Origin of the sequence: Streptomyces hygroscopicus subsp. hygroscopicus (assembly GCF_001553455.1) — a bacterium.
GTDB classification, from domain to species: Bacteria; Actinomycetota; Actinomycetes; order Streptomycetales; family Streptomycetaceae; genus Streptomyces; species Streptomyces hygroscopicus.
The window spans coordinates 1-9,665 of sequence record NZ_BBOX01000487.1 but is presented as its reverse complement, the minus strand read 5'-3'; the positions used below and the strand labels follow the sequence as shown (position 1 = coordinate 9,665).

The following is a 9,665-nucleotide window of genomic DNA, read 5'->3' as shown; positions in this document are numbered from 1 at the left end:
ATCGACCCGCCCACCGGTCACCGTCGAGTAGAACACCACCCCCGACCCGGACTCCGGCCCCCCGACCGGCTCCACTCCCCCGAGCACCTCGGCAAGCTCCCCCGCAATCCCATCAACCTGCGGACTGTGCGAGGCATAATCCACCTCGATCATCCGGGCACGTTCACCGCTGTCCCGGCAGACGGCCACCACCGCGGCCACCTGCCCCGGCGGCCCGGACACCACACTGGACGCCGGGCCATTCACAGCGGCCACCACCACCCCAGCGGCCCGATCGCCAAGCCCGGACAACAGCCACTCCACCCGCTCACGACCCAACGCCAACGAGGCCATGGCCCCACCACCGGCCAACCGCCGCAGCGCCCGGCTCCGCAGCGCCACCACCCTCGCGCCGTCCTCCAGCGACAACACCCCCGCCACCACCGCCGCCGCAATCTCACCCTGACTATGACCCACCACCGCCGCAGGACACACCCCGTACTCGGCCCACACCGCCGCCAACGACACCATCACCGCCCACAACACCGGCTGCACCACATCCACCCGCCCCACATCCCCCGCACCCTCCACACCCCGCAGAACCGCACCAAGCGACCACTCCACATACGGCGCCAACGCCCGCTCACACTCCCCCACCCGCGCCGCGAACACCGGCGAGACATCCAGCAGCCCAGCTCCCATCCCGACCCACTGCGAACCCTGACCCGGAAACACCAGCACCGGACCCACACCACCGGCAGTCGCCACCGCGCCCGTGTGCACCACGCCCGGATGTGTTTCGCCTGCCGCCAGGGCCTCGACGGCCGCCATCAGCTCGGCGCGGCTGTCCCCGACCACCACGGCCCGGTGGTCGAAGACCGTACGGGAGCGGATGAGGGACCAGCCCACCTCGACGGCCGAGGCCGAGGGGCCGGTGGCCAGCCGCGCGGCCAGCGCCCGCGCCTGGTCGCGCAGCGCCGTGGGCCCCCGCGCGGACAGCACCCACGGCACCACCCGGCGGCCCTCGGGCTCGGCTTCCGGCTTCCGCTCCGTGTCCTCGGCCCGGTGGGGTGCCTGGTCGGGGACCTGCTCGGGGCCCTGGTCAAGGACCTGCTCGGGGCCCTGTTCGAGGATCACGTGGGCGTTGGTGCCGCTGATGCCGAAGGAGGAGACGGCCGCGCGCCGGGGCCGCCGGTCCCGTGGCCACGGGACCGCCTCGGTCAGCAGCCGTACTCCCCCGTCGTCCCATTCCACATGCGGGCTGGGGGCGTCGATGTGGAGCGAGGCGGGCAGCAGCCCGTGGCGCATCGCCATCACCATCTTGATCACACCGGCCACGCCCGCCGCCGCCTGCGTGTGACCGATGTTGGACTTGACCGAGCCCAGCCACAGCGGCCGGTCCCCGGCCCGCTCCCGCCCGTACGTGGCCAGCAGCGCCTGGGCCTCGATGGGGTCGCCCAGGGTGGTCCCCGTGCCGTGGGCCTCCACGGCGTCCACATCCGCCGGGGAGAGGCGTGCGGCGGCCAGGGCCTGGCGGATCACCCGCTGCTGCGAGGGCCCGTTCGGGGCGGTCAGCCCGTTCGACGCGCCGTCCTGGTTGACCGCCGACCCGCGGATCACCGCCAGCACCTCACGGCTGTCGCGGCGCGCGTCCGACAGCCGCTCCAGGACGAGCAGGCCGATGCCCTCGCCCCAGCCGGTGCCGTCGGCCGCCGCCGCGAACGGCTTGCACCGCCCGTCGGGGGCCAGTCCGCGCTGCCGCGAGAACTCCACGAAGGTGTTGGGCGTGGCCATCACCGTCACCCCGCCGGCCAGGGCCAGGGTGCACTCCCCCTGCCGCAGGGCCTGTGCCGCGAGATGCATGGCCACCAACGACGAGGAGCAGGCGGTGTCCACCGTCACCGCGGGCCCCTCCAGGCCGAAGGTGAACGCCACCCGGCCGGAGGCGACGCTCGGTGTGCTGCCGGTCATCAGCCGGCCCTCGACCCCCTCCGGGGTGCGGCCCAGGAAGCGGCTGCCGTAGTCGTCGTACATGACTCCGGTGAACACCGCGCCGCGGCTGCCCCGCAGGCTCACCGGGTCGATACCGGCGCTCTCGAACGCCTGCCACGCGGTCTCCAGGAGCAGCCGCTGCTGAGGGTCGGTCGCCAGCGCCTCGCGCGGGCTGATCCCGAAGAACTCGGCGTCGAACCGCGGGGCCTCGTAGAGGAACCCGCCCTCGCGGGCGTAGCTGGTGCCGATGTGGTCCGGGTCGGGGTCGAAGAGGCCCGCGAGGTCCCAGCCGCGGTCCCGGGGGAACTCGCCGATCGCGTCCACGCCGTCCGCCACCAGGTGCCACAGCTCTTCGGGCGAGCCGACCCCGCCCGGATAGCGGCAGGCCATGCCGACGATGGCGATCGGATCGTCGTCGGCCGCCACGGCGGTGGCCGGCGGCGGGGGCGGTGTGCCGGCCGGTGCGCCGGCCAGTCGCTCCCGCAGGAAGCGCACGAGGGCGTCGGGGGTCGGATGGTCGAAGATGACGGTGGCGGGGATCCGGGTGCCGGTAGCCGCGTTGAGCCGGTTGCGCAGGTCCAGCGCCGTCAGCGAGTCGAAGCCGAGGTCCTGGAAGGCCCGGCCCGGTTCGATGGCCTCGGGCGCGGGATGGGCGAGCACGGTGGCGATCTGATCGCGTACCAGCTCTCCGATGAGCCGGTCCTGCTCCTCGGTGGGCAGCCCGGCCAGCCGCCCGGACCAGGAGGTGTCGCGCTGTGCCCTCGCGGGGACGGGCACCAGCCGTCGCAGCACGGGCGGCAGTGGCCCGGCGGCGGCCCGGGTGCGCAGCGCGGCGAGGTCGAACCGCGCGGGGACGAGCGTGGGATGGCCGGTGGTGAGTGCCGTGTCGAACAGGGTCAGCGCCTGTTCGGCGGAGACGGGGGCGATGCCGGAGCGGGCCATCCGGGCGAGGTCGGCGTCGTCCAGGTGGCCGGTCATGCCACCGGCGGACGCCAGCAGCCCCCAGGCCAGCGCGTGGGCCGGCCGTCCCTCGGCGCGGCGGTGCTCGGCGAGGGCGCTGAGGAACATGTTGGCGGCGGCGTAGTTGGCCTGGCCGCCGTTGCCCATGATGGCGGCGGCGGAGGAGAACATCACGAACACGGCCGGATCCATGGTCCGGGTCAGCCGGTGCAGATGCCATGCGGCGTCGAGCTTCGGGGCGAGTACGGTGTCGAGCTGCCCGGGGGTCATGGAGGTGACCACGCCGTCGTCGAGCACCCCCGCGGCGTGCACGACGGCCGTCAGCGGATGCGCTTCGGAGAGGGTGGTGAGCAGGGCGGCCAGTGCCTCGGGGTCGGCCGCGTCACACGCGGCGACGCGGACCTCTGCCGCTCCCAGGGCGGTCAGTTCGTCCGCGAAGGCGTCGATGTCCTGGGTGATGCCGCCGCGCCGGCTGACCAGCAGCAGATGGCGGACGCCGTGTGCGGTGACCAGGTGCCGGGCGACCAGCCGGCCCAGCGCCCCGGTGCCGCCGGTGATCAGGGCCGTGCCGTCCGGGTCGAGGGCGCGGGGCGTGTCGTCCCGGCCGGGGCGGACCCTGACCAGACGTGGCACATGGACCGCTCCCGCCCGTACCGCCAGCTCCGTTTCGGCACCGGCCACCGCGGCGGGCAGCGCGGTGCGCAGCACATCGCGTGACGCGGTGTCGTCGTCCAGGTCGAGCAGCCAGACGCGCTCCGGGTGTTCGGCCTGGGCGGCGCGTACCAGACCCCATACGGGCGCGGTGGCCAGGTCGGCGGGGGCGTCCCCGGGCCCGGTGGCGACCGCGCCGCGGGTGGCGATGACCAGCCGGGCCCCGCTGAACCGCTCGTCCGTCAGCCAGTCGCGCAGGGTGCCGAGGAGATGATGGACCGTCGCGCGTACCCGGGCGGGCGTCCGGTCCGGGTCCGCCCGCGGGTCCGGTGCGCCGGGGCAGGAGAGGACGACGACGTCGGGGGCCGGCTGTCCGTCGTCGAGGGCGGCCCGCAGGGCGGCCAGATCCGGGTACGCCGGGAGGGCCGGGTCCGGCTCCCGCGCTCCGAGGACCGCCCAGCGCTCCGTGGGCGTGGCCGTCCCGGCGGGGACCGGGTACGGCTGCCAGTCCAGGCGGTACAGGGGGGCGTCCAAGGTGCCGGCGCGGGCGGAGCGCCAGCGTCCGGCGGGGACCTCCCGCAGCCCGAGCGAGCCGATGGTGGCGACGGGCGCGCCGTGGTCGTCGGTCAGTCTCAGGGCGACGGTGTCCGGGGAGGTCGGGGTGATGCGGACGCGCAGCCGGGTGGCGCCGGGGGCGAACAGCCGCACCCCGCTGAAGGAGAACGGCAGTCTGACGGTGGCGTCCGGGCCGTCCGGCACCCGGCCGCCGCCCCACAGCTCCTCCAGCGGGTGCAGGGCGCTGTCGAGCAGGGCGGGGTGCACTCCGTAGGCGTCGGCCTCGCCGCGCCGCTCCGGGGCCAGGCGCACCTCGGCGAACATCTCCTCGCCGAGCCGCCACGCAGTGTGCAGTCCGCGGAAGGCGGGCCCGTAGGCGTATCCCCGGGCGGTCAGGCGCTGGTACAGGTCCGCCACGTCGACCGGGACGGCCCCGGCGGGCGGCCAGGCCGTGGTGGGCGGCTCCGCGGCGGGCGGGGGTGCGGCCGTTCCGGTCAGTGCGCCGGTGGCGTGGTGGCGCCAGGCCGCGGGGTCCGGGTCGTCGTCGCCGTCGGCGGCGGGGCACGAGGCGATGGTGACGGTCCGCCGTCCGGTGTCGTCGGGCGCGGTGACGGCGAGCTGGACGCGTACCGCGCCGGAGGCGGGCAGCAGCAGCGGTGTCTCCAGGGTGAGGTCCTCGACCAGCTCGCAGCCGGTGCGGGCGGCGGCGAGCAGGGCCAGCTCCAGCAGGGCCGTACCGGGCAGCGGGACGCGGTCCGCGATGGTGTGGTCGGCGAACCAGGGGTGGGTGTGCGGGGACAGACGTCCGGTGAGCAGCAGCCCGCCGTCGGGTGTCTCCACGGCGGCCTGGAGCAGGGGGTGGCCGGTGGGGCCGAGGCCGACGGCGCGTACGTCGGCGGTGGCGTGGGGGACGGGCCGCCAGTAGCGCTGCCGCTGGAACCGGTAGGTGGGCAGGTCGACCCGGCCCGCGTCCTCCGGGAGGGCGGTGGCGAAGTCGACCGTGGCGCCGTCGATGTGGGTCAGGGCGAGCGCGGTCAGCAGCGTACGGGGCTCGTCGCGGCCGGGGCGCAGGGCGGTGGCGAACACGGGTGCCGGGCCGGGGGTGTCCGGGCCGTGTCCAGTGCCGGGTGTTCCGGGGGGCGCGGCGGCAAGGGCGTCCTGGGCCATGGTGGTGAGGACGGCGTCCGGACCGAGTTCCAGATACCGGGTCACGCCTTCGCCGTGGAGGGTGCGCAGCCCGTCGTGGAACCGTACGGGCCGGCGGACGTGGCGTACCCAGTACTCGGGGTCGCGGAGCTCCTCGGGGCCGGCCTGCCGGCCGGTGACGTTGGAGATCACCGGGATGCGCGGTGCGTGGTAGGTGAGCCGCCGCGCCACGTCGCGGAAGTCGTCGAGCATGGGGTCCAGCAGCGGCGAGTGGAAGGCGTGGCTGACGCGGAGCCGCTTGGTGCGGTGCCCCCGCTCCTTCAGGGTGCGGGCGATCTCCTCGACGTCTTCGGCGGCTCCGGACACCACCACCGACGCGGGACCGTTGACCGCGGCGAGCGCCACCCGGTCCGCACGGCCGGCGAGCAGCGGGAGGACCTGTTCCTCGGTGGCTTCGACGGCGGCCATGGCGCCGCCGGAGGGCAGCGCCTGCATCAGCCGGCCGCGGGCGGCCACCAGTTCACAGGCGTCCGGCAGGGACAACACGCCCGCCGCGTGCGCGGCCACCAGCTCGCCCACGGAGTGGCCGGTCAGGAACGAGGGAGTGAGGCCGAACGACGTGATGAGCCGGAACAGCGCGGTCTCCAGGGCGAAGAGGGCGGCCTGGGTCAGACCGGTGCCGTGCAGGGCCCGCGCCTGGTCGGTGTCCTCCGCGGCGAAGAGGACGTCGCGCAGCGAGCGGCCGAGCAGCGGATCCAGACGGGCGCAGACGTCGTCGAGAGCGGCGGCGAACACCTCGAACGTCCGGTACAGCGCACGTCCCGTACCGGGGCGCTGGCTGCCCTGTCCGGTGAACATCAGGGCGGTACCGCCGGAGCGGGCCGCCGCCGTGGCCCGGATCAGCCCGGGGTGGCTCCGGCCGTCGGCCAGGGCCCGTACGGCGGCCAGCAGTTCGTCACGGTCCGCGCCGATGGCCACGGCCCGGTGTTCGAAGGCCGAGCGGGTCCGGGCGAGCGACCAGCCCACATCGGCGGCGGGCAGCCCGGGGTGGGCGGTGAGATGTGCGGCGAGGGCCTCGGCCTGGTCCCGTAACGCCTGGCCGGTACGGGCGGACACCACCCAGGGCAGCGGGCGGACCGGTGGCGGTGCGGGGTCCGCCGCGGTCGGCCCGGGGCCGCGGTCCGGGGCGGGGGGTGCGTCGGCGGGAGGTACGTCGACGGGGGGTGCGTCGTCGCGGGGTACTTCGGCGGGAGGTACGTCGGCGAGAGGTGCGTCGGCGGGGGATACGTCGGCGAGGGGTATGTCGACGGGAGGTGCGTCGGCGAGGGGTACGTCGGCGGGGGGCTGTTCGAGCAGCAGATGGGCGTTGGTCCCGGAGATGCCGAAGGAGGACACCCCGGCCCGCCGGGGCCGCTCGCCACGCGGCCAGTCGACGGCTTCGGTGAGCAGGCGTACCGCCCCGGTGCCCCAGTCGACGTGGGGCGTGGGCTGTCCGACGTTGAGGGTGGCGGGCAGCGTCCCGTACCGCATCGCCATGATCATCTTGATCACACCGGCCACGCCGGCGGCGCCCTGGGTGTGGCCGATGTTGGACTTGACCGAGCCCAGCCACAGGGGCCGGCCGTCGGGCCGGTCCCGGCCGTAGGTGGTGAGCAGCGCATGGGCCTCGATGGGATCACCGAGGCGCGTTCCGGTGCCGTGCGCCTCGACCACGTCCACCTCGGCCGGGGACAGCCGGGCGTTCGCCAGCGCCTGGAGGATGACGCGCTGTTGGGAGGGGCCGTGCGGCGCGGTCAGCCCGTTGGAGGCACCGTCCTGGTTGACGGCCGAGCCCCGGATCAGCGCGAGCACCCGGCGCCCGTTGCGCCGCGCGTCGGACAGCCGCTCCAGCAGCACCAGGCCCACGCCCTCGGAGAAGGCGGTGCCGTCGGCGTCGGCGGAGAACGCCTTGCACCGGCCGTCGGGCGCCAGACCGCGCTGCCGGGAGAACTCGGTGAAGACGTTCGGCAGGGCCATCACCGTCACCCCGCCGGCCAGGGCCAGGGTGCACTCGCGCTGCCGGAGCGCCTGGCAGGCCAGATGCATCGACACCAGTGAGGACGAGCACGCCGTGTCCACCGTGACCGCCGGGCCCTCCAGGCCGAGGGTGTAGGCGATCCGGCCGGAGAGCACACTGGGCGCGTTGCCCGTCACCAGATAGCCCTCGGCGCTCTTCTCGATGTGCGGGGTGCCGAAGCCGGGGAGCGCGGTTCCCGCGTACACGCCCGTGGCGGTGCCCTTCAGCGAGACGGGGTCGATTCCGGCGCGTTCGAGAAGCTCCCAGGACACCTCCAGCAGCAGCCGCTGCTGCGGGTCGATCGCCAGCGCCTCACGCGGGCTGATCCCGAAGAACTCGGGGTCGAACCGGTCGGCGTCATGGAGGAAACCGCCCTCGCGGGCGTGGCTGGTGCCGGGGTGGTCGGGGTCCGGGTGGAACAGTCCCTCCAGGTCCCAGCCGCGATCGGCGGGGAACTCCGTCATCGCGTGTGCGCCGGCGGCGAGGAGCCACCACAGCGCCTCGGGCGAGTCGGCACCGCCCGGATAGCGGCAGGCCATGCCGACCACGGCCACCGGCTCCTGGGAGCGATCCTCCATCTCGCGCAGCCGCTGACGCGTCTCGTGCAGATCGCCTGCCACGCGCCGCAGATAGTCGACCAGTTTCTCTTCCTGAGCGTGCGTCACAGAGGGTCACCCGGCCTTCAGCGAAGGGCGCGCCACGTTGTTCATGACAGGCCAAGTTCGTTGTCGATGAATTCCAGAACCTGATCGGCGGTCGCCACCTGCAACCGCTCCACGGCGTTGCCGTCGGCCGCCTCCGCCGACGAGCACATCGCCTTCCACTTCGACAGCACGGCCTCCAGCCGCGCGGTGACCGCACCGGCGTTCACGTCCCCCGCGGCGACGGCGGACAGGCTGTTCTCCAGTCTGACCAGTTCACCGAGGACGGGGTGGCGCATGTCGGGGCCCGCGGCGGCCGGGTCATCGCCCGGCTCGTCGCCTGGCTCGTCGCCCGGCTCATGGCCCGGCTCATGGCCCGGCGAGAGCTCCCGGCGCAGGTGCTCGGCCAGCACCGCCGCCTCCGGGTGGTCGAAGACGAGGGCCGCGGGCAGCCGCAGTCCGGTGGCCGCGGCCAGCCGGTTGCGCAGTTCGACGGCGGTCAGCGAGTCGAAGCCGAGGTCCTTGAACGACGCGTCCGGCCGCACCACACCCGGATCGGCGTGGCCGAGCACCGTGGCCGCGTGGGTACGGACCAGGTTGAGCAGCAGCCGGTGCTGTTCGGCGAGTGGCAGTCCCCTGAGCCGGCCCGTCCAGTCGGTAGTCTGCCCGGCTTCGGCCGCGGCCGGCCGGGCCCGTGCGCTGCCGCCGGCGGTGGCGAGGGCCCGCAGCGGGGTGGGCAGGCCGCTGGGGGACTGGGCGGCGAGGGAGCCGGTGTCCAGGTGGAGCGCCAGCAGATGGGGATGGCCGTGGTGGCAGGCCGCGTCCAGCAGCGCCAGTCCCTCCCGCGTGCTGTTGGCCTTGATGCCCAGACGGCCGATCCGGGCCAGATCGGCGTCGGCCAGTCGGGCGGTGAGCTCGCTGGTGGCCGCCCAGAGACCCCATGCCACCGACAGTCCGGGAAGCCCGGCCGCCTGGCGGCGGGTGGCCAGCGCGTCGCAGAAGGCGTTGGCAGCGGCGTAGTTGGCCTGTCCGGGAGTGCCGAGATCGGAGGCGAAGGAGGAGAACATGACGAACAGGCCCAGCCGCTGACGCGCGGTGGCGGTGTGCAGATGGGCGGCGGCCGCGGCCTTCGCCGCCCAGGCCCGCGCCAGGCGCTTCGGGTTCTGCGAGGGAAGCATCGCGTCGTCCAGCGCCCCCGCCGCGTGCACCACACCGGTCAGGGGGTGGTCCGGGTCGACGCCCGCGAGGACCTCGGCCACCTGGGCGGCGTCGCCGATGTCGCGCGCCACGACGCGTACGTGGACCCCCAGGTCCGCGAGGCGGGCCGTCAGCTCCTTTGCCCCGGGCGCGTCGGGGCCGGTACGGCTGACCAGCAGCAGATGGCGGACGCTCCAGGCACGGACCAGGTGTTCCGCGACCAGGGCGCCGAGTGTGCCGGTGCCGCCGGTGATGAGTACGGTGCCCTCCGGGTCCACCGCGGCGGGAACGTCCAGCACCAGCTTGCCGGTGTGCCGGGCCTGACTGAGATAACGCAACGCCTCACGCGCCCGGCTCAGCGGCCACGCCCGCACCGGCAGCGGCTCCAGCACCCCCGAGGCGAACAACTCGCCCAGCGTCCCCAGCATTTCGCCGATCCGCTCCGGACCGGCGTCGGCGATCAGGTCATACGCGTGGTAGCGGACTCC

The 9,665-nt window shown here is 74.7% G+C and carries 2 protein-coding genes; both read right to left on the bottom strand.

The features are described from left to right. Nucleotides 1–8,004: type I polyketide synthase (locus tag AXW62_RS36870; RefSeq protein WP_159061041.1), on the bottom strand; the 8,004-nt coding region annotated here is incomplete at its 3' end. 41 nt (nucleotides 8,005–8,045) lie between these two features. Next, nucleotides 8,046–9,665: type I polyketide synthase (locus AXW62_RS36865; RefSeq protein WP_159061040.1), on the bottom strand; the 1,620-nt coding region annotated here is incomplete at its 5' end.